This window comes from Janibacter indicus (genome assembly GCF_900176385.1).
Taxonomy (GTDB): Bacteria; Actinomycetota; Actinomycetes; order Actinomycetales; family Dermatophilaceae; genus Janibacter; species Janibacter indicus.
In genome coordinates this window covers 37,035-55,778 of record NZ_FWXN01000006.1, presented here as the reverse complement: position 1 = coordinate 55,778, position 18,744 = coordinate 37,035, and the positions used below count along the sequence as shown (strand labels likewise).

At 71.7% G+C, this 18,744-nt stretch carries 19 protein-coding genes; 5 read left to right on the top strand and 14 right to left on the bottom strand.

What is annotated here, in order from left to right:
* Positions 1-13: 13 nt before the first annotated feature.
* From B9B60_RS08295 to B9B60_RS08285, 3 genes are all read right to left on the bottom strand, one after another.
* Complete coding sequence (locus B9B60_RS08295) at positions 14-655, bottom strand: FMN reductase (RefSeq protein WP_084450841.1); 642 nt, start codon at positions 653-655, stop codon at positions 14-16.
* Positions 652-1,815: an LLM class flavin-dependent oxidoreductase gene (locus B9B60_RS08290; protein WP_084450839.1), complete on the bottom strand. Its 1,164-nt coding sequence runs from the start codon at positions 1,813-1,815 to the stop codon at positions 652-654. Before B9B60_RS08290 ends, B9B60_RS08295 begins: the two co-directional genes overlap by 4 nt.
* 169 nt (positions 1,816-1,984) lie before the next feature.
* Positions 1,985-2,944 carry a 5,10-methylenetetrahydrofolate reductase gene (locus B9B60_RS08285; RefSeq protein WP_234993803.1) on the bottom strand — a complete coding sequence of 320 codons (960 nt, stop codon included), beginning with the start codon at positions 2,942-2,944 and terminating at the stop codon, positions 1,985-1,987.
* An 80-nt stretch (positions 2,945-3,024) separates the two neighbouring features.
* Between B9B60_RS08285 and B9B60_RS08280 the strand changes: the two genes are divergently transcribed.
* A complete protein-coding gene (locus tag B9B60_RS08280) occupies positions 3,025-3,783 on the top strand; it encodes an SDR family NAD(P)-dependent oxidoreductase (RefSeq protein ID WP_084450837.1) in 759 nt (252 codons plus the stop codon).
* Between the two features lie 134 nt (positions 3,784-3,917).
* Here the strand turns inward: B9B60_RS08280 and B9B60_RS08275 are convergent, their stop codons facing one another.
* The gene (locus tag B9B60_RS08275) at positions 3,918-4,385 is read right to left on the bottom strand and encodes an aminoacyl-tRNA deacylase (RefSeq protein WP_084450835.1); all 468 of its coding nucleotides are present in this window, start codon (positions 4,383-4,385) and stop codon (positions 3,918-3,920) included.
* A 10-nt stretch (positions 4,386-4,395) separates the two neighbouring features.
* Entirely contained in the window at positions 4,396-4,788 is a 393-nt protein-coding gene (locus B9B60_RS08270) for a hypothetical protein (RefSeq protein WP_084450834.1), read from the bottom strand.
* 74 nt (positions 4,789-4,862) lie between these two features.
* On the opposite strand from B9B60_RS08270, the gene B9B60_RS08265 reads away from it, so the two are divergent.
* A complete protein-coding gene (locus tag B9B60_RS08265; RefSeq protein WP_084450832.1) occupies positions 4,863-5,369 on the top strand; it encodes a DUF4395 domain-containing protein in 507 nt (168 codons plus the stop codon).
* Positions 5,370-5,454: 85 nt separating this feature from the next.
* Here the strand turns inward: B9B60_RS08265 and B9B60_RS08260 are convergent, their stop codons facing one another.
* Positions 5,455-6,204 carry an enoyl-CoA hydratase/isomerase family protein gene (locus B9B60_RS08260; RefSeq protein WP_084450830.1) on the bottom strand — a complete coding sequence of 250 codons (750 nt, stop codon included), beginning with the start codon at positions 6,202-6,204 and terminating at the stop codon, positions 5,455-5,457.
* Positions 6,204-7,382: a thiolase family protein gene (locus B9B60_RS08255; protein ID WP_200811195.1), complete on the bottom strand. Its 1,179-nt coding sequence runs from the start codon at positions 7,380-7,382 to the stop codon at positions 6,204-6,206. The genes B9B60_RS08260 and B9B60_RS08255 overlap by 1 nt, the downstream gene beginning before the upstream one ends.
* Positions 7,383-7,516: 134 nt before the next feature.
* On the opposite strand from B9B60_RS08255, the gene B9B60_RS08250 reads away from it, so the two are divergent.
* Together B9B60_RS08250 and B9B60_RS08245 are read left to right on the top strand one after the other, a co-directional pair.
* Entirely contained in the window at positions 7,517-7,831 is a 315-nt protein-coding gene (locus B9B60_RS08250; RefSeq protein ID WP_084451146.1) for a hypothetical protein, read from the top strand.
* A 12-nt stretch (positions 7,832-7,843) separates the two neighbouring features.
* Positions 7,844-8,695: an SDR family oxidoreductase gene (locus B9B60_RS08245; RefSeq protein WP_084450828.1), complete on the top strand. Its 852-nt coding sequence runs from the start codon at positions 7,844-7,846 to the stop codon at positions 8,693-8,695.
* Positions 8,696-8,785: 90 nt separating this feature from the next.
* Here the strand turns inward: B9B60_RS08245 and B9B60_RS08240 are convergent, their stop codons facing one another.
* The 7 genes from B9B60_RS08240 to B9B60_RS08215 are packed head-to-tail and all read right to left on the bottom strand — an operon-like array spanning position 8,786 to position 17,264.
* Positions 8,786-9,295 (bottom strand): GyrI-like domain-containing protein, encoded by a 510-nt coding sequence (locus B9B60_RS08240; protein WP_084450826.1) that lies wholly within the window; start codon positions 9,293-9,295, stop codon positions 8,786-8,788.
* Positions 9,292-9,468 carry a hypothetical protein gene (locus B9B60_RS17315; protein ID WP_200811194.1) on the bottom strand — a complete coding sequence of 59 codons (177 nt, stop codon included), beginning with the start codon at positions 9,466-9,468 and terminating at the stop codon, positions 9,292-9,294. The genes B9B60_RS08240 and B9B60_RS17315 overlap by 4 nt, the downstream gene beginning before the upstream one ends.
* A 51-nt stretch (positions 9,469-9,519) precedes the next feature.
* On the bottom strand, positions 9,520-10,032 hold the full coding sequence (locus tag B9B60_RS08235; protein WP_084450825.1) for a GNAT family N-acetyltransferase: 513 nt from the start codon (positions 10,030-10,032) through the stop codon (positions 9,520-9,522).
* The gene (locus tag B9B60_RS08230) at positions 10,029-11,930 is read right to left on the bottom strand and encodes a penicillin acylase family protein (protein WP_084450823.1); all 1,902 of its coding nucleotides are present in this window, start codon (positions 11,928-11,930) and stop codon (positions 10,029-10,031) included. The genes B9B60_RS08235 and B9B60_RS08230 overlap by 4 nt, the downstream gene beginning before the upstream one ends.
* Positions 11,927-14,332 carry a GNAT family N-acetyltransferase gene (locus B9B60_RS08225; RefSeq protein ID WP_084450821.1) on the bottom strand — a complete coding sequence of 802 codons (2,406 nt, stop codon included), beginning with the start codon at positions 14,330-14,332 and terminating at the stop codon, positions 11,927-11,929. The genes B9B60_RS08230 and B9B60_RS08225 overlap by 4 nt, the downstream gene beginning before the upstream one ends.
* Positions 14,329-15,759 (bottom strand): lysine N(6)-hydroxylase/L-ornithine N(5)-oxygenase family protein, encoded by a 1,431-nt coding sequence (locus tag B9B60_RS08220; RefSeq protein ID WP_084450819.1) that lies wholly within the window; start codon positions 15,757-15,759, stop codon positions 14,329-14,331. The genes B9B60_RS08225 and B9B60_RS08220 overlap by 4 nt, the downstream gene beginning before the upstream one ends.
* On the bottom strand, positions 15,756-17,264 hold the full coding sequence (locus B9B60_RS08215) for a pyridoxal phosphate-dependent decarboxylase family protein (protein WP_234993801.1): 1,509 nt from the start codon (positions 17,262-17,264) through the stop codon (positions 15,756-15,758). The genes B9B60_RS08220 and B9B60_RS08215 overlap by 4 nt, the downstream gene beginning before the upstream one ends.
* A gap of 164 nt (positions 17,265-17,428) precedes the next feature.
* On the opposite strand from B9B60_RS08215, the gene B9B60_RS08210 reads away from it, so the two are divergent.
* Positions 17,429-18,667 (top strand): MFS transporter, encoded by a 1,239-nt coding sequence (locus B9B60_RS08210; protein ID WP_084450818.1) that lies wholly within the window; start codon positions 17,429-17,431, stop codon positions 18,665-18,667.
* Positions 18,668-18,744: the final 77 nt, after the last annotated feature.

Below are 18,744 nucleotides of genomic sequence, written 5' to 3'. Positions count from 1 at the left end.
GGACGAAGGGGGATCAGCTCCCGTCGTGCCCGCGCAGCAGCTGGCTGAAGTCGGTCACCGGGCCCAGCGTGCCGCTCGCCTCGTCACCCGTGGGCGCGAAGCCGGCGACGCCGGTGCGCTCGGCGACGACCAGGGCGGCGAGCTCGCCCGCCGCGCGGTGCACGCGCCGCTCGAGGTCGGTTTCGCCACCGAAGTCCTCGGTGGCGGCGAAGACCGCGGTCGGCACGACGACCGCGCGCAGGTAGGCGAAGAGCGGGCGCATCGCGTGCTCGAGCACGAGGCTGTGCCGGGGCGTGCCGGCGGTGGCCGCGATGAGCACCGGCTTGCCGATGAGCGCGTCCTTGTCGAGCAGGTCGACGAAGGTCTTGAAGAGGCCGGAGTAGCTCGCGGTGAAGACGGGCGTGACGGCGATCAAGCCGTCGGCGGCGACGACCTTGGCCTGGACGGTCTCCAGGCCGGGCGTCGGCCGGTTGCCCGAGACCATTGTCTGGGCCATCTCGACGGCCAGCTCGCGCAGCTCGACGAACTCGACGTCGACCGACTCGCCGCGCCCGCCCACGGCAGCGCGCATGGCGTCGGCGAGCTGGTCGGCGAGCAGCCGGGTGCTCGAGGGCGACGACAGCCCAGCGGTGATGACGACGACGGACCTGCTCATCGGGTGGCGACCTCCTCGCGCTGCGCTGCCGCCTCCTGCTCGGCGATGGCGACTGGGCTGGTGACGACCTTACGGTGCGGGCTGTCGGGCCCCTCCGCCGCCAGCGACGCGTGGGTCGGCGGCTCGCTCGGCACGCCCTCGGGACGACGTGCCTCGAACTCCCTTCGCAGCACCGGCACGACCTCGCGACCGAGGATCTCGACCTGCTCGAGGGCCATCTCGAGCGGCAAGCCGGCGTGGTCCATGAGGAAGAGCTGGCGCTGGTAGTCACCGACGTGGTCGGCGAAGGAGAGGGTGCGCTCGATGACCATCTCGGGCGTGCCGACGGTCAGCGGCGTCTGGCGGGTGAAGTCCTCGAGCGAGGGCCCGTGCCCGTAGACCGGCGCGTTGTCGAAGTAGGGCCGGAAGATCCGCTTGGCCTCGGCCTCGCTGTCGGCCATGAAGGCCTGTCCGCCGAGCCCGACGATCGCCTGGCTTGCGTCGCCGTGGCCGTAGCGCTCGAAGCGCTGCCGGTAGAGGCCGACCATCTGGGCGGTGTGCTCGATGTTCCAGAAGATGTTGTTGTGGAAGAACCCGTCGCCGTAGAAGGCGGCCTGCTCGGCGATCTCGGTGGACCGGATCGAGCCGTGCCAGACGAAGGGGGCGACGCCGTCCAGTGGCGCAGGGGTGGCGGTGAAGCCCTGCAGCGGCGTGCGGAACTGGCCCTTCCAGGTGACGTTCTGCTCGCGCCACAGGCGGCGGAGCAGGTGGTAGTTCTCGATCGCCAGCGGGATGCCCTGGCGGATGTCCTTGCCGAACCACGGGTAGACCGGGCCGGTGTTGCCGCGGCCCATCATCAGGTCGACGCGCCCGCCCGACAGGTGCTGGAGGAAGGCGTAGTCCTCGGCGATGCGCACCGGGTCGGTCGTCGTGATGAGGGTCGTCGCGGTCGAGAGCTTGAGGTGCTCGGTCTTGGCGGCGATGTAGGCGAGGTGGGTCGTCGGCGCGGAGGGGACGAAGGGCGGGTTGTGGTGCTCACCCGTGGCGAAGACGTCGAGCCCGACCTCCTCGGCCTTGAGCGCGATCTGGGTCATCGCGTTGATCCGCTCGCCCTCGCTCGGCGTGCGGCCGGTCGTGGGGTCCATCGTCACGTCGCCGACGGAGAAGAGTCCGAACTGCATTGCCGCCTCCAGTTTGTTGAATCCTCAACTAGTCTAGCGGCAGGGGGTGACGATGCATTCCCGTAGGCCCCGAGATTCTCGGGTGACCCGAGAAACTGCCCCTTCGCAAGGGTTTGAAACCCTTGCGAAGGGGCAGTTTCTCTTGCTCAGTTGCCGTCCGGGCCCTCGGTCAGTCCCGTTCGAGCAGGGCCGCGACCTCGTGGGTCAGCTCCTCGGCGGCCTCGATCTCGACCCGTCGGCTGGAGACGGACTCGATGTTGAAGCCGAAGGGGATGCCGAGGTAGCGGCAGAAGTCGGTGAGCTCGCGGGCCGCGTTGAGCGCGTGCTGGCGGGACCACTTCAGCGGGTCGTCGGCGTGGACGATCTCGTTGCGCACCCAGCTGGGCACGCGCACGCCGAGCCACTCGAGGAAGCTCAGCGTCTTGTCCGATCCGCACAGCGACAGCGTGAAGATCAGCGGCGCCGGGTCGAGCTCGTCCTCGACGACGGCATAGCGGTAGTCGGAGGCGAGGTTCTTGGCCGCGCCGATGTCGTAGACGATCTGGCTGATGAAGAAGCCGGCGCCCCCGTGCTGCTTGCGCAGGAGGCGCTCGTGCTCGTCGCCGCGACTCGAGTGGCGCTCGGGGATCGTCACGCCACCCAGGGGCAGGCTCGGCCGCACCTCGCGGTGCAGCTCCAGCGCGCGCGGCAGCGTCGTGCTCACCTCGGCATCGCTGCTCGAGCTGCCGACGAAGACGGTGAGGACGTTGTCGGGTGCGGCGGCGAGCCACTCCGTGAGCTCGTCCTCGCGGTACTTGCCGACGGCCCGGTAGACGATCGCCGGCCGGTCCCAGCCGGCGAGCTGCTCGCCGAGGTAGTCGCCCGGGTCGAGCATCGAGGCGAAGGGGAAGGGGCGGGGGGCGGCGTTGCGGTCGGCCTCGTCGGTGATGTCGTAGAGGACGAGGGCGTCGACCGGCAGGGCCTCGACGCGGGCGAGGGTCCGCGCGGCGATCTCGCTGATCCGATCGGGCGCGGTCTCGGCGCGGGGTGGGGTGATGCCGAAGAGCAGGACCTCGCGCGGGTTGCGCACCGCGGCGGGGAAGTCGCCGGGGGAAGGGGCCTTGGATTCCTCCGGAGGGAGCTCGCTCATGCGGGCACCGTAACCGGCGATCGGCCACTGGCTAGGCTCGGCCCGACACCCGGACACCGTCCCCCTTCGAGGAGAGCACCGTGCAGATCACCGACACCGCCGCCATCGTCACCGGAGGAGCCTCGGGCCTCGGCGCCGCGACCGCCGCAGCGCTCGCCGCGGGCGGCGCGCGGGTCTTCGCCTTCGACCTGCCGGCCGCCATCGAGGGCGCCCCGCAGGTCGACGGCATCGAGTACGTCGCCGTCGATGTCACCGACCCCGAGCAGGTCCAGGCCGCGGTCGACACCGCCGCCGGTGCCGGCGTCCCGCTGCGCACGGTCGTCAACTGCGCCGGCATCGGCCCGTCGATGCGCATCCTCGGCAAGAAGGGTCCGCACGACCTCGGCCTCTACGCCAAGATCATCCAGGTCAACCTCATCGGCTCCTTCAACGTGCTGACCCTCGCCGCCGAGAAGATCTCCCAGACCGAGGCCCTCGAGCACGGCGCCCGCGGCGTCATCATCAACACCGCCTCGATCGCCGCCTACGACGGCCAGGTCGGCCAGGCCGCCTACTCCTCGAGCAAGGGCGGCATCGTCGGCCTCACCCTGCCCGCCGCCCGCGACCTCGCCCAGCACGGCATCCGCGTCATGACCATCGCCCCCGGCATCGTCGAGACCCCGATGCTCGCGACCGTCTCCGAGGAGTTCCGCGAGGGCCTGGCCAAGGGAGTTCCCTTCCCGCAGCGCCTCGCCCGCCCCGAGGAGTACGCCCAGCTCGCGCTGTCGATCATCGACCACGACTACCTCAACGGCGAGGTCATCCGCATGGACGGCTCGCTGCGCATGGCTCCTCGCTGAGTGTCGGTCCCCCTCGGCAGCGACTCCTCGCTTGCGTCCGCTCCGCGAGGCCGTCACGTCAGGCCGGTCCTCAGTGAAATACACGGCGCGTGATCGCTCACGCGCTGTGTATTTCACTGCGAGGGGGGCGCGCGTCAGGCGGGGTCGGTGACGTCGGCGACGGTGGCGTCGAGGTGGGCGAGCATGGCGTCGGCGTCGAGGGTGGCGGCGACGCTGTGGGCGCCGGCGCCGATCGAGACGGTGCGGCCGGCGACGGTCTCGTCGGCGACGACGGGCAGGGCCCGCAGCGAGCCGAAGGGGGTGATCGTCCCCCGCTCGTAGCCGGTCACCTCGCGGGCGATCTCCTTGTCCGGCAAGGAGATTCGGTTGACCGACAGCAGCGCCCGCAGCTTGGGCCAGGAGATCTGCCGGTCGCCCGGGACGAGGACGAAGAGGTGGTCGCCCTCCCCCCTTCGCACGACGAGGGTCTTGATGATGTCGCGCGGCTCGACCCCGCGGGCCGCGGCCGCCTCCTCGAGGGAGCGGACCCTGCCGTGCCGGGTGATCGTGTGCTCGATGCCGCTGTCGACCAGGGCCTGTGCCGCTCGGGTGCCACCGTCCATGGTCAGCAGCCTACGGCCGCCCGAGTCGCGCTCTCAGGCGCTGGCTCAGCTCGACGTCGTGCTGGAGCCGGCTGAGCTCGGTGGCGCGAGCAGCCACTCCCTGCGTCCGCAGGTGCTCCGCCAGGGACTCCCAGTGGGCCTGTGCCATGTCGTCAGCCGTGAGGTCTTCGTCGGGCTCGTCCGGGCCGACCACGGTCACAGCCGTCTCGGCGATCTCCTCGACGGTCGTGTGCTGCCAGAGGTCGTCGGGGCCCTGGGTGGTCCAGCCACGGTCGGTGAGCAGGACCCGCCGGGTGCCGTCGTCGAGGACGGCCAGGTGGAGCGCGGACACGGACATCGACCGGGGGCCGTTGGTGCCACCGTCGAGGTCGACGACGGTCAGCAAGCGAGTCACGGAGTCCATGACGGTTCATCCTGCCAGCACGCACACATCACATGACGTTATGAATACCCAAACGCAGGCTTATGATTGGACGCATGGCCTTCTTCACCTTCCCCAACCCGGTCAACGACAAGGCGGCGCGCACGGTCGCCACCGGTGTCGTCGCGATCAGCGTGCTGACGCTCGTGACCGGCTGGTGGTGGCTGCTCGTGCCGCTCGCCCTGGGGTTCCTCGGTCGGGTCCTCGCCGGACCCCGGCTCAGCCCGCTCGGCTGGCTGGCGATGCGGGTCGTGGCGCCTCGCCTCGGCGAGCCGGTGCTCACCCCGGGCCCGCCCAAGCGCTTCGCCCAGGGCATCGGCCTGGCCTTCTCGACGACCGCAGCGGTCCTCGCCCTCGGCCTCGGCCTGCACACCGCCGCGGGGATCCTGCTCGGCGTGCTCGTCGTCTTCGCGACCCTCGAGGCGGCGCTCGGCATCTGCGCCGGCTGCTGGGCCTTCGGTCACCTCATGCGCCTGGGCGTCATCTCCGAGGACACCTGCGAGGCCTGCGCCGACATCACCCGTCGCCGCCCGGCTGTCGAGGAGCCGGTGACGACGGCCTGAGTCGCCGCCCCCCATTCGAAGAAGAAGCGCCCGGAGATCCGGGCGCTTCTTCTTCGACTCAGGGGCGTGATGCCCCCTTCGGCCCTCAGCGACCGAGGAAGGCGTCGAAGAGCGCCTGCGTCTCGGGCAGCGAGGCTCGCGCGCGGATCGTCTCCGCCTCGTCCCGACCGCTGTCCTCACGAGGGCGAAGGGAACCGGCCCGCAGAAGTCGTCGGGTCTGGCCGTAGGCACCGGCCGGTCCGGCGGCCCAGACGGCCGCGAGCTCGTGGGCCCGGGCGAGCGGGTCGGCCGCGATCTCGGAGACCAGGCCCTGCTCACGGGCCTCGTCGGCCGACAGCGGCTGGTCACGCAGCGCGAAGGCGAGCGCCCGCTGGCGACCCATCGCCAGCGGCAGCAAGGTCGAGGTGCCGCAGTCGGGGTTGAGCCCGATCTTCGGGTAGGCGACGACGAACTTCGTGCCCTCGTCCGCGATGACGACGTCTCCGGCGAGCATGATGCCCAGCCCGGCGCCGGCGACGGCTCCGTGGACGGCGACGGCCACCGGCTTGGCGAGCGCCTCGAGCGCGGCCACGGCCGCGTCCCCGGCGACGGCGAGCTCGTAGAGGTCCGCGGCGGTGTCCTGCGAGTCGGCGAAGGAGGCGATGTCGCCGCCCCCGCAGAAGCGCTTGCCGGCACCGCTGAGGACGACGGCGCGCACCCCTTCGTCCTCGGCAGCCCGCTCGGCGGCCTCGCGCAGGCCGACGCCGAGCGCCAGGTCGAGGGCATTGGCCGACTCCGGTCGGTTGAGCTCGATGTGGGCGACCCCGTCGCCGACGGTGTACTCGACGGCCGCCATCAGATCCGCCGGAACATCGCGGCGAGGGCCTGACCGCCACCGATGCACATCGTCACGATGCCGAGCTCGAGGTCGCGGCGGACCATGTCCTTGGCCAGGCGCAGGGTGAGGATCGCGCCGGTCGCACCGACCGGGTGACCCAGGGCGATCGCGCCGCCATAGGGGTTGACCCGAGCGGGGTCGAGCTCGGTGTCGCGGATGACCGCCACGGCCTGCGAGGCGAAGGCCTCGTTGAGCTCGATCGACCCGATGTCGGAGGGCGTCGTGCCGGTCTTGTCGAAGAGGGCGCGCAGCGCGTGCGTCGGCGCATAACCCATGAGCTCCGGCTCCATCGCGGCGGTGGCGACGGCCTCGAGGCTGACGAGACCGGTGAGGCCGCGCTCGGCGACGGCGGACTCGCGGCCGAGGACGACCGAGGCGGCGCCGTCGTTGATGCCGGAGGCGTTGCCGGCGGTGACCGTGCCGTCCTTGGCGAAGGCCGGGCGCAGCTTGGCCAGGGTCTCGAGCGTGGTGTCGGGCTTGGGGTGCTCGTCCTTGTCGGCGGTGAAGGGCTTGCGGCCACCGACCTCGAAGGGGGTGATCTCCTCGGCGAAGGCCGCCTGCGCCTCGGGGGTGGCGGCGCGGCGCTGCGACTCGAGGGCGAACGCGTCCTGCTCCTCGCGGGAGACGCCGTACTTCTTCGCGACGTTCTCCGCCGTGACGCCCATGTGGATGTCGTGGAAGGGGTCGGTGAGCATGAGGACGGTGCCGTCCTGCAGCTGGCGGTTGCCGAGCTTGTAGCCGCTGCGGGCACCGAAGTCGTAGAAGGGCATCCGGGTCATCGACTCGTCGCCGCCGGCGAGGGTGAAGTCGAGGTCGTTCCACCGCATCTCCATCGCGGCGGACCAGATCGCCTGCAGGCCCGAGCCGCACAGGCGGTTGACCGTGTAGGCCGGGACATTGGTCGGCAGGCCGGCGGTCACGGCGACGCGACGCGCGTTGTAGGCGTCGGGGCCGACCTGGCCGATGCAGCCCATGACGACCTCGGAGATGTCCTCACCGGCGACGCCGGCACGCTGCAGCGCCACCCGGCTGGCCTCGGCGCCGAGCTCGAAGCCCGGGGTGTCCTTGAACATCCCGCCGAAGCTTCCGGTCGGGGTACGGGCGCCGTCAACGACGACGATCTTCTCGGTGCTCATCAGCTGCTCCGTGGTCGGTGGGTGCGTTCGGGGGTCAGCATCCCACCACCTCCTCGTAGTCCATGAGTGGGTCCCACGTTCCGCGTGGGCGGTCGCCCCGCGACCGTCTCGAAGGGCGGTCGTAGCCTGTCCGCATGGCACTTCGTAGCGCAGAGAGCGTCCAGACCGCCCCTGTCGCCGCCCTCGGGCTGATCGGCGGCTACCTCACCGCCCGCGAGAGCGGCATCCGGCCGCTCGGCGGGGTCGTCATCGGCGCCGCGGGCCTCTTCGCCGGCCGCAGCTGGCTGGCGAAGACCGACCCGGCGACGACCGCCGCTCTCTCGGCGATCTACCTCGGCGGTTTCGGCGCCTCCCACCCGCTGGCCAAGAAGGTCGGTGCCTGGCCGGCCGTCCTCGGCGTCGCTGCCGCCTCGGCCGCCGCGTCCTACGCCCTGTCCGACCGCCGCTAGCCGGGGGTTGAGGTGCGACGAAGGAGCCTCGAAACCGCCCTCACGGGCGCCACCGGCCGTATCGGCGGCCGCGTGGCCGCACGCCTCGCGACGAAGGGGGTCCCCCTTCGCCTCCTCGTCCGCGACCCCGACCGGGCACCGGACCTGCCTGGGGCGACGTCGGTCGTGGCCCCCTTCGCCGATGGTGATGCGGTCCGCGCGGCCCTCGCGGGTGTCGAGACGGCCTTCATGGTCTCGGCCTCGGAGGCGGCCGACCGGGCCCAGCAGCACGTGACCTTCGTCGAGGCGGCCGCGGCCGCCGGGGTGCGGCACCTGGTCTACCTGTCCTTCCAGAGGGCGAGCCGGGAGTCGACCTTCACCTTCGCCCGCGACCACGCGGTCACCGAGGAGGCGATCCGGGCGTCGGGGATGGCGTGGACCTTCCTGCGGGACAGCTTCTACGCCGACTTCATGCCGGGGCTCGTCGGTGACGACGGGGTGATCCGCGGCCCGGGAGGGGACGGCCGGGTGGCCGTCGTCGCCCAGGACGACATCGCCGATGCGGCTGCCGCAGTGCTCCTCGACCCGGCAGCACATGCAGGGCGCACCTACACGCTGACCGGACCGGCAGCCTTGTCCTTCAACGAGATCGCGGCGATCGTCGGCGAGTCGAGCGGGCGCGACGTGCGCTATGTCGACGAGACGCTCGATGAGGCTCGGGCCTCACGTGCCGGCTACGGCGCACCCGACTGGGAGGTCGCCGGCTGGATCTCGACCTACACGGCGGTCGCCGCCGGCGAGCACGCCGCGGTCACCGGCGACGTCGAGGCGCTCACGGGGCACCCGGCGACGCCGCTGCGCGAGGTGCTCGCCCCCGCTGGCTGAGGTGCGACGGCCTCCCCGCTGGCTGAGGTGCGACGGCCTCCCCGCTGGCTGAGGTGCGACGCAGGAGCCTCGAAGCCTCGCAGCCCAGGCTCAGGCGCCGTAGGGAACCACCAAGTCGGTGCGCAGCGTGCTCGGGTCCATGTCGGGCGAGGGCTCGGTGACGTAGACCTCCCAGAAGGGCAGCCCCGGCTGACGCCCGTCGGAGGCGACTCGCTGCATGAGGTCACCCCATGCCCCGCCGAGCCCGTCGTAGCCGCCGAGGTGCGAGATCGTCGCGACCTCGGCCGCCGGCAGCTGTGACGGGACGAAGGTGATGCCGCCCGCCTCGAGCTCCCCGTCGAGCGGCGCGGCCACGGGCATGCCGACCTCGAAGGTCATCGTCGCCCCCGGCATGCGGTGGTGCAGCGAGAAGGCCGGGCCGGCGATCTCGATGCCGCGCTCGGCGAGGGCCGGCACGAGGGCGGTGAAGGTCTCGTCGAAGATCGCCGGCATCCCGTCGGGGGCGACGTCCTTGGCCAGACGCACGACGGTCGGCACACGCGGGCTCGACAGATAGGTGACGTCGGTGTGCGGCGGGGCGAAGTAGCTCGGCTGGCTCATGGGTCCCTCCTCGGGCTGCGGTTGTTGATCATGCCCACGGCTACCCAAGCGGCCGCGACGAGCACGCCGCCGCCGACCGGGTACCAGCGCGGCACCTCGTCGAAGAAGGCGAAGCCGAGGCCGAAGGCCATGGTGATGATGACCGCGATGATCGCGGGTGTGCGTGTACCCATGCGGCGAGTCTGCCGGGGGCCGGGGGCGCTGTCCATGACCGGAAGGTCGGATCAGACCCCTACGTGCGACTCGAAGCGCTCACGGGTCAGGTAGACCATGCGAGCGTCCTTGTCGCCGACGCGCACCCGCTCGCCGAGCTCGAAGCCGATCTGCTGCGCGCGGAGGAGGACCGCGCGGTTGGAGGCGTCCGGCTCACCGACGAGACGGCGCACCGCGGGGTCGCTGAAGATCCACTCGTAGATGCCCACCCCCACCGCGGCCGCGTCCTCGCCCGGCGCGACGAAGACGTGCGCACCCACGTCCCCCGGCTGCACGTCGTAGGCCTCGGCGACCGGGTCGTGCTCGGGCTCGTAGGTCTGCACCAGCGCCACCGGCCGCCCTTCGCTCTCGCCGATCCACGCCCAGTGCGCCTCGAGGGAGTCGACGAAGGCGTAGATGTCGCGCACCTCCTCGACGCTCTTGTCGCCCATGCCCCAGAAGCGTCCCCGTGGCTGCGTCACCCACGCGTGGACCAGGGGCGCGTCCTCCTCCGGGCGAAGGGGGCGGAAGGTCAGGTCAGTCATGTCGTCTCCTTGTCGGTCAGGGTGTGCAGGTCGCCCGCGCACCAGGTGTCGTGCTGGTCGTGGGCGTGCGGTGAGTCGGCTGGCCCGTCGGCGCCGAGCGGCACGACCCACGAGCTCGGTCCGTCGAGCGACCACACGAGTCGGGCGGCCGGCCCGCGCCAGCACAGGTCGCTCAGGCCGGGCGCGGCGGCCGTGGCCAGCACGCAGTCGCCGTCGCCGCCGAGCGGCCCGCTGGGTGGCGTGCCGGTGTGCGCCGCCCGGACGAAGGGGGCGACATGCCGCTCCCCCCACGTCCGGTCGTCGGCAGGGGCCTGCGCGACGCGCACGAGGGCCTGTACGGCGAGCTCGTCGAGCGGCAGCCCCCAGTCGGGCCCGACGTGCACGATCCGCTCGATGCCGGCGCCGACCCGGGCGACGGGGTCGACCCAGGGCGCGAATAGCGCTGCGAGACCGCGGGGTTCGTGGATCGGGGCCAGCAGGGGGTGGGCCGCGACGGCGAGGACGAGCTCGGTGCGCCAGGCCGCGAAGAGGGCCGCGGCGTGGCTGCCGGCGTCCATGTGCCCGTCCCAGGCGAGCAGGCACAGGCGCAGCTCCTCGGCGGGGCCGGTGGCCGCGACCCCGCCGAGGAGAGTCTGGAAGGTCGGCCAGGAGCCGAGCCGGGTGTCGGTCTGGATCTCCGCGAGGCCGGCGACGTCCCAGGTCGGGCGCCCGCCGAGGAGCTCGGTGATCCGGTGCGCTCGGTGCGGCGCGGCGAACTCCTCGCCGAGCATTGCGACCGAGGCGCGCCGGTCGTTGGCGTGCACGACGACCTCGCCGTCCGCCAGGTCCCGACGGGCCGCCGGCGCCGCCACCGTCCCCACCTGAATCTGCATTCCCCCGGGGGAATGCGAACTCGGCGTCCCCACCTGAATCTGCATTCCCCCGGGGGAATGCGAACTCTCGATGGTGACGAGGCGGCCGGCGACGCGCTCGCGGACCCGACCGTCGGCGCCGGCGATGACCACGGCGTTGACCGGCTCGACCCAGCCGTCGAGGGCCATGTCGACGTCGTCGACCGTCCGCGCCAGGAGCAGTCGGCGCATCGTGGCCAGCCCGATGTCGCCGTCGACGCCCGCGGGCGAGATCGGGTGGGGGACAACAGGGTCCGCGTCAGGGGCGATCTGCTGGTAGTCCGCCATCGCATGGGTCACCGCCCACGCGACCGAGCCGGCGTGACCGAAGTGCGGCACCCCCGGCACACCCGCGAAGGCGAGCCCGGACACGTCGATGTCGGGCGTGGCCAGACGCACCTGCTGGTAGATCCCGGGGGCCTCGAGCACGCGGTGCGGATCGGCGGCGATCATCGGCGCGCCCGTGGCAGTGCGCGACCCGGTGAGCGCCCAGGCATTGCTGCCTCCGAGCGGCACGCCCTCGTGGCTCAGCAGGTCGAGCGCGACCTCGCCGAGCTGCGCGCGGACGTGGCGGCGCCACAGCAGGTGCCCGAAGTTGCCCATGAGCACGTGCTGGACGAGGAAGACCCCGGCCGGCGACCAGCGCTCCCACCGCTCCGGCTCCGTGCCGGTGGCGGCGAACTCCGGTGCGCGGGAACCCCCTTCGTCCAGACCGTCGTTGACCCCGGAGACGTAGGCGTCCACCCAGGCAAGCGTCTCGTCGTCGAGACCCGCGACCGCGGCCCGCGCGATGCCGGCCAGGTCGGCCCGCTCGGCGAAGTCGTCCCAGTCGGACGGTCCGAGCAGCGTCGCCGAGGTCGCCTCGGACCGCCGCCGCTCGACCTCGATCTGCCAGGCCCGGTCGATCGCCGCCGAGCGCCCCTGCGCGTAGGCGAGGTCGTTGAGCGTCTCCCCCCAGCAGAGCGGGATGCCGAGGGCATCCCGCTCCACCCGCCAGCGTCGGCTCACCCGGCCACGCCCCCTTCGCCGGCCCCAGAACTCTGCATTGCCCTACGGCAATGCAGTCCTTCGACGTCAAGACTGTGCATTGCCGTAGGGCAATGCGCGTGGAGTGGGTTGGCGAGGTCGCCGACCCGGATGAGCGAGCCCTCGGGGTCGGTGAGGTCGACCATCTGCAGGGTGTTGCGCAGCTGCAACCGGTTGAGGCAGGAGTGCTCGAAGCTCTCCCGCAGCAGGTCCAGCCGCGCGGCCCGCGGGTGGTCGGCCGCGTGCGCGGCGATGCACTCGGCGACGAGCGCCCAGAAGTCCTCACCGGTGAGCACCTCGTCGTCGGCGAGGATCTCGGCGACGAAGCGCAGCACCCCGTCGATCACGTCGGTGAGCACCGACAACGACTGCACCTGCGGGTCGAGGACGTGCCGGATGCGCTCGACCTCGGGCGGCAGCTCCCGGTCGGACATGACGACGACCTCTTCGCCGATGTCCTTCATGAAGACGCCGGTGGGCACGTGGTCCTCGAGCACGAGGATGAGGTTTTCGCCGTGGGGCATGAAGGCCAGGTCGTGCACGCCGAGGCAGTGGACGACGGGCCGCAGGTAGGCGCGCAGCATCCGCCGCACCCACTCGCGCGCGCCGATGGGGCTCGCCGCGATGAGCTCGGTGATGAGCGCGGCGCCCTCGGCGTCGCGATGCAGCAGCCCGGTGAGGGACTGGAGCCGTTGTCCCGCAGCGAGCTTCGGCACGGGCGATTCGCGCCAGAGTGCGGCCACCATCTTGGTGTGCGGGTTGGGCACCCCGAGGCGGTGGTAGGCATCGCCGGTGTAGCCGATCGCCGCGACCTCGCGCAGCACGCGGAAGCCGCAGTCGGCGAGCTCCCGGTCGCCGGCGACGACGTCGGCCACCCAGTCGTTGATCGCCGGCGTCGCCTCCATGTACTTCGGCGAGAGCCCGCGCAGGAAGCCCATGTTCTGGATCGCCAGCGCCGTCTTGACGTAGTGCCGCTCGGGACGGTCGGTGTTGAAGAAGGTCCGGATCGACTGCTGCGCGCGGTAGCGGTCGCCCGTCGGGCCGAGGTGCACGACATCGCGCCGGGCAATGTCCGCGGCGAAGGTCACCGCGAGCTTGTGGTCCCACTGCCACGGGTGGACCGGCATGAGCAGGTAGTCCGCGGGGTCGAGCCCCAGCATCTCCAGGCGAAGGGAGAACCGCTCCCGGTCCGCAGGGTCGAGCTCGCCCGCGTAGAGGCCCTCCTCCGTCGTTCCCTCGGCCAAGGAGAGGTGAGCGACGTTGCGCCGCAGCGCGATCCACTCCAGTCGCACGTTGGCGCCGGCCTCGGGGGAGTAGGCCACGTGGTCGGTGGCGGAGAAGCCGATCCGGCCGTTGTTGGCGATGAAGGCGGGGTGGCCCTCGGTCATCGCGGACTCGATCGTCTGGAAGTCGGCGTCGACGAGGTCGCGGCTCGTGTGCCGCGCGTGGTGCCACTTGTGCGCCAGGCTCGCCAACGTGCCGCTCAGCTCCTCGAGATAGGTCGAGCGCAGGTGGTCGGGGATGCCGAGCACCTCGTGCAGGTCGGAGACGACGCCGAGGGCGTCGACCTCGGTGACCTGCCCACCGACGGTGCGCTCGATGCTCGCCGGGTCGACCCGCCAGTGCTCGAGGGCGTGCCGGGTCGCGGCGAAGGTGTACGTGGCCGCCCCGGCCGAGATCGTCCACCGACCGTCCGCGGTCGGCTCGGGCGCGAGCACCCGTTCGTGGGTCAGCTCGCCGAGCGCCTTGGCCGCGACGTGTCGGTGAGCGCGGGCCATGACCTCGGGCTCGAGGTGGGCGACGTCGGGCGAAGGGAGGCGCTCACCCCCGCGCTCGAGCTCGCTGCCGGCGAAGGCCTCGAGCGTGCAGAAGCTCAGCAGGGCCTCCTTGTCCGACAAGGTGATTCGGCGATCGACGACGAAGCCGGCGGGGGCGTTCTTGGCGTGGATCGCCTGGTTGCGCACGTCCGGCTCGACGACCACCTCGGTGACCGAGGGGTCGCGGAAGCAGAAGTGCATCACCGCGCGGAAGACCTGCGAGGTCATCCCGTGCACCGGGGCGTCCGTCGGCGCGACGAGCACGTGCATGCCGAGCTGCCCGGGCTCGACGCGGTAGTGGGTGGCAAGGACCGAGTGGACGGGGTCGTAGGTCTCGGTGAGGAAGGTCGGGACGCCGTCGACCCGGCCGAGCCACGCCGCGTGGTGCGGGTCGGCGTCGATCTCGTCGAAGGCCGCGCGCGACTGCTCGAGGGTGAAGCCCTGCATCCCCCAGAAGGCCGACCTCGGGTGCGTCACCCACGCGTGCAGCAGCTCGATGTGCTCGGCGGGGACGACCGGCTCGATCGTCACCCGCCCGACGGGCGTGATCATCGCGAAGTCGCTCATCGGGCCATCACCTCCGCCGTCCCCCGGTCGTCGAGTGGGGAGGCCGCCCGCTGGCTGAGGTGCGACGAAGGCGGTGTCCTGAGGTGCGACGAAGGAGCCTCGAAGGAAGCCGCGAAGCCACGCACCACCGGCGACTCGATCTCCCCGACACCGAAGTGCTGGAAGGCGATGCGCTCCTCCACCGGGTAGACCTCACGGCCCGTGATCGCGTTGATGATCACGGAGTTGCGGTAGGCGCCCATGCCCAGGTCGGGGGCGAGGACGGAGTGGGTGTGCTCCTCGGCGTTCTGCACGAAGATCCTTCCGTCGAGGTCGACGCTGTAGTCGGCCCCGGTGTCGTAGCGGTCGCGGGCGTCGCGCCGGATCCGGTCAGCGACGGGCGCGAGGAAGTGTGGGGTGCGCGGACGGTAGCCGGTGGCGAGGACGAGGCCCTCGCTGCTCACCTCGACGGCGGCGTCCTGCTCCTCGTGGTGCACGCCGAGGAGGTAGCGACCCGTGGTTGCGTCCCAGCTCGCCTCTCGCACTTCGCTGTTCGTCAGCAGGGTGGTGGGCACGGGTGCACCGGTCTCGACCCGGATCCGGTAGAGCGTGTCGTAGATCTGGTCGACGAGGTCGCCGCTGATCCCCTTGTAGAGGTTGCGCTGCTCGCGCAGCAGCACGTCGCGCCGCTCCATCGGCAGCTCGCGGAAGTAGCGGGCGTACTCGGGCGAGGTCATCTCGAGCGTGAGCTTGGTGTACTCCATCGGGAAGAACCGCGGCGAGCGGGTGATCCACGTCAGGTGGTAGCCGTGCTCGGGGAGCCCCTCGAGCAGGTCGAGGTAGATCTCGGCGGCGGACTGCCCGCTGCCGATGACCGTCACGGACTCCTTGTCCTGCAAGGCCGCCCGGTGCTCGAGGTAGTGGCCGGAGTGGGTCACCGGCCCCGCGAGTCCCTCCGCGACCGGCGGCACGGTCGGCTCGGTCCCGATGCCGAGCACGACATGACGAGCGCGAAGGGAGGTCACCGTCTCGTCGCCGAGGCGGGCCGTGACGAGGTAGGTGCCGTCGGCCTCGCGCTCGACGGCGGTCACCTCGTGGCCCCACCGGATCGTGTCGAGCTGGTCGGCGACCCACCGGCAGTACTGGTCGTACTCCGCGCGCAGGGGGTAGAAGCTCTCCCGGATGTAGAAGGGGTAGAGCCGCCCGATCTGCTTGAGGTGGTTGAGGAAGCCGAAGCGGCTCGTCGGGTCGGCCATGGTCACCAGGTCGGCCATGAAGGGCACCTGGATCGTCGCACCCTCGAGCATCATCCCGGGGTGCCACGAGAACTCGTCGCGCGCCTCGAGGAAGACCCCGTCGAGGTCGGGCAGGTCGTGGGTCAGCGCGGCGAGCCCGAGGTTGAAGGGCCCCAGGCCGATGCCGACGAAGTCGTAGGTGTGCTCGCTCATCGCGTCACCCCCGCCATCGTGGGTCGAGGTGCGAGGGCGTCCGCGCCCGAGCCTCGAGACCCCGCGGTGACGCGCAGCTCGTCGAGTTCGTCCTCAGCGCGCAGCGCCTCACCCGTGGTGGCGATCGTCTCGATGATCCCGCGCAGGTGCGCCAGCGAGGTCTGCGGGTTGAGCAGGGTGAACTTCAGCCAGGCCCGACCGTCGATCGTCGTGCCGGCGACCATGACCGAGCCGTCGTCGAGGAGGGCGTGCCGGATGCGGGGGTTGAGCGAGTCGGCCTCGGTGACGCCGACTCCCTTCGGCCGGTAGCGCAGGAGCACGGTGCTGAGCACGGGCTCGACGGCGACCTCGAAGCGCTCGTCGTCGCGCAGCACCTCCCACACCCGGTGGGCGCGGTCGATGACCTCGTCGAACATCTCGCCGACGGCATCGGCACCGGTGACCCGCAGCGTCAGCCACAGCTTGAGCGCGTCGAAGCGCCGCGTGGTCTGGAGCGACTTGTCGACCTGGTTGGGCGTCACCGCGGTCCGCGGGTTGAGGTAGTCGGCGTGGTGGGTGACGTGGCCGAGCGTGGCGCCGTCGCGCACGACGATCGCGCTCGAGCTCACCGGCTGGAAGAAGGTCTTGTGGAAGTCGACGGTCACCGAGTCGGCGCGCTCGATGCCGTCGAGCAGGTGACGACGACGAAGGGAGGTCAGCAGCCCCCCGCCGTAGGCAGCGTCGACGTGCAGCCAGGTGCCGTGCGCGGTGGCCAGGTCGGCGATCACCGAGACCGGGTCGATGACCCCGAGGTCGGTCGTCCCGGCGGTGGCGACGACGGCCATCGCCGTCTCGCCCCGCTCCCGGATGCCGTCGAGCTCGGCAGCGAGGGCGGCCGTGCTCATGCCGCCGGTCTCGGCCGTCGGCACGGCGATGACGGCGCTCGGGTGCAGGCCCATGATCCGGGCGGCCTTGATGACGCTGAAGTGGCTGTGCTCGGTCGCGAGCACCCGCAGGGTGGCCTCGCTCCCGGCCCGACGGACCGCCTCGCCGCGCGCGAGGAGCAGGCCCTGGAGGTTGGACTGCGTGCCGCCGCTCGTGAAGACGCCGTCCGCGCCCTCGTCGAAGCCGATACGCCCAGCGGTCCAGCGGATGAGGCGCTGCTCGACGAGCGTGCCGCCGGCGCTCTGGTCCCAGGTGTCGACCGAGGTGTTGACCGCCGCGATGATGCCCTCGGCGAGCACCGCGGGGAGGGCGACGGGACAGTTGAGGTGGGCGACGTAGGAGGGGTGGTGGAACCAGATCGCGTCGCGCAGGTAGATGTCGGTCACCTCGGCCAGCGCCGCGTCGAGGTCGGCGGCGGGCCGGTCGAGGTCGACACCCTCCACGGCGGGGGTGAGGTCGGCGACGGTCGCCCCGGTCGAAGGGCTGTCCGCGGCGAGGTGCTGGGCGACGAGCTGCGTCACGCGCGCCATGCCGCGGACGTAGTCGTCGGCGGTCTCGTGCGTCAGGAGGTGGGGGTTCACCGAGCATGCTCCTAGAAGTAAGGGATACCTAACTTAGGTTGTGCTGGCCTAACATAACTGCCGTGCGTCGCCCTCGCTCGTCGAGTTCCGCGGCGCTGCGCATCACTGCCGATGCGCGATGACCCCTACCCGGGCGCCTGCCCACGAGCGCGAGGAAGATCGCCGTGACCACCACTGCCCCGACCGTCACCCGAGGCGCCGAATCCCTTGGCGCAGAGCGGTTTCGGCTCATCACCGCGCTCTACTTCACCCAGTACCTCGGTGTGGGCTTCCTCACGATCGGGCTCGTCGCGATCCTCCGCGACGGCGGCACCTCGCTCGCCACGCTCGGCCTGATCCAGACGATCGGGCTCATCTGGCCGCTGAAGTTCCTCTGGGCCCCGCTCGTCGACCGCTTCGGCAGCCGCCGCTTCGGTCACTACCGCTCGTGGCTCGTCCCGCTCCAGCTGGGGCTGGTCATCACGCTCCTGGCGCTCACCCCCTTCGTCACGCCGGCCGACCACCTCGGGCCGGTCATCGCGATCTGCTCCCTCTTCGTCCTCTTCTCCGCCACCCAGGACATCGCCGCCGACGCGCTCACCGTGCGCCTGCTCGGCGAAGGCGACCGGGGGCTGGGCAACGGCATCCAGGTCGGCGGCAACTACCTCGGCAGCGTCGTCGGGGGCGGTCTGGCCGTCGTCGTCTACGACCAGTGGGGCTGGGTCCCGGCGATCCTGCTGCTCGCCCTGCTCACGGCGACCGCGCTCGGGGTCGTCATCGCCTTCCGCGAGCCGGAGCGCGAGGTGCTCGTGCGTCGCGCCGGGCTGCGCGAGCTGCTCACGGTCTTCGGCCAGCCCGGTTGCCGCAGCTGGGTGCTCGTCGTCGTGCCGCTGTACTACATCGGCGCCGCCGTGGGCTACGCGATCGTCTCGCCCGCGCTCGTCGACGCCGGCTGGTCCCTGACCAAGATCGGCATCGTCTCCGGCGCGATCGCCTCGGCCCCGGCGGTGCTCGCCGCCCTCGGTGCCGGTGCGCTCATCACCCGCTGGGGTCGTCGTCGGGTGCTCGTCCTCGGGGGTGCGCTGCTCGCGGTCGCGACCCTCGGCCTGCTCCCGCTGGCCCTCGGCGAGACCTCGACCGTGTGGACGACCGTCGCGCTGTGCGCCTTCATGGCGGCCTACGCCGTGGCCAATGTCGTCGTCTACACGATCAACATGGACTTCGCCCGGCCCGACTCGGCGGGCACCGACTTCACGACCCTGACCTCCTTCGCGCTCGCGATCTCCTTCGTCGCGGCCGCCATCGCGCTCACCGCCGCCGCGTGGATCGGCTACGAGGGCGTGCTCGTCGCGTCCATCGTGCTCGTCCTGCTCGGCACCGCCCTCGGCGTGCGTCACCAGCGCCGCCACGGCGTCACCGCCTGACCGGCCGCCCCAACTCTGCATTGCCCTACGGCAATGCAGCCTCCCGACCCCTCAGGCCGCATTGCCGTAGGGCAATG